This window comes from Paenibacillus sp. 1-18 (assembly GCF_000520755.1).
In the GTDB taxonomy this organism is placed as follows: Bacteria; Bacillota; Bacilli; order Paenibacillales; family Paenibacillaceae; genus Paenibacillus; species Paenibacillus brasilensis.
In genome coordinates this window covers 1-483 of sequence record NZ_ASSB01000191.1, presented here as the reverse complement: position 1 = coordinate 483, position 483 = coordinate 1, and the positions used below count along the sequence as shown (strand labels likewise).

Genomic DNA, 483 nt, shown 5'->3' with positions numbered 1-483 from the left:
GTCCACACCAGGCAACGGTTTGCCACAGCCTTGCGGACACTCCAGCGTCCCCAGCGTAACGTTGCCCAATTCAGAAAGGCCGTAACCATTCAGCAAGGGCTGTCCAAATATGTTGTTAAATTTTTCTTCGAGGTCTTGGGTAAGTGGGGAACCGCCTACGCACCACATGCGTACTGGAGATTCCTTTACCATTTCCAGTTGTTCGGGTTTACGGTTTAACATACGCAACAAGGTGTAAAAAGCCGAGGGGTTAGCATCTACGACCGTCGCCCGGTCTTTCGTAATACTTGCAATGACGCTCCAGAGGTTTTTAGGATTGCAGATGATGAGAGAACATGAGGTTAACCACCAGGAGAAAATAAGTGAAATACCATAGAAGTGAGAAAACGGTACAACGGGGAGCATATGGTCAGACGGCAGGTAGTTCATGGCGTGTATGGAATGTCTGATATTGTCCATGAAAGCAGATCCAGCCTTCACGAT

At 48.2% G+C, this 483-nt stretch carries 1 protein-coding gene; it reads right to left on the bottom strand.

Features of this window, described 5'->3' with window-relative positions; genetic code table 11:
- Positions 1-483: AMP-binding protein (locus tag L693_RS0111415; RefSeq protein ID WP_025717354.1), on the bottom strand; the 483-nt coding region annotated here is incomplete at both ends.